1 tRNA gene and 1 rRNA gene are annotated in these 710 nt (G+C 51.4%); both read left to right on the top strand.

Annotated elements, in window-relative coordinates:
- Positions 1–71: 71 nt before the first annotated feature.
- A tRNA-Glu gene (locus C6H66_RS25510) sits at positions 72–147 on the top strand.
- Between the two features lie 189 nt (positions 148–336).
- Positions 337–710, top strand: a 23S ribosomal RNA gene (locus C6H66_RS25505); the annotation flags it as partial.

The following is a 710-nucleotide window of genomic DNA, read 5'->3' as shown; positions in this document are numbered from 1 at the left end:
TAAGTGCAGTGCTCACAACAGATTGTCTGATGAAAGTCGAGAGCAAGGGAGTCTGCGAAGCCGACCATAGGGTCCCCTTCGTCTAGAGGCCTAGGACACCGCCCTTTCACGGCGGTAACAGGGGTTCGAATCCCCTAGGGGACGCCACTTGCGGGATAACGGGTGAAAGGCGTTGTCATCAAGGTATCTTTAAGCGGATTAGTGATAATCGGTTTAGCGATATAAGCTCTTTAACAATCTGGAACAAGCTGAAAAATTGAAACACTCAGTAATATCGACGAGGTATTATTGGGGAGTCTCTCAAGCTGAACAATCCGAGACTCTTTCGGGTTGTGAGGTTAAGCGAATAAGCGTACACGGTGGATGCCTAGGCAGTCAGAGGCGATGAAGGACGTGCTAATCTGCGAAAAGCGTCGGTAAGCTGATATGAAGCGTCATAACCGGCGATGTCCGAATGGGGAAACCCAGTGCAATGCGTTGCACTATCATTAACTGAATCCATAGGTTAATGAGGCGAACCGGGGGAACTGAAACATCTCAGTACCCCGAGGAAAAGAAATCAACCGAGATTCCCCCAGTAGCGGCGAGCGAACGGGGAGCAGCCCAGAACCAGCATCAGCCATAGCATCAGAGGAACGGTCTGGAAAGGCCGGCGAGAGAGGGTGACAGCCCCGTACTCGAAGGTGGTATGGCTGTGAGTTCGACGAGTA

The sequence above is a fragment of the Photorhabdus hindustanensis genome (assembly GCF_002968995.1).
Taxonomy (GTDB): domain Bacteria; phylum Pseudomonadota; class Gammaproteobacteria; order Enterobacterales; family Enterobacteriaceae; genus Photorhabdus; species Photorhabdus akhurstii.
The sequence above is the reverse complement of the archived record's forward strand: the minus strand, read 5'-3'. Positions and strand labels throughout refer to the sequence as shown.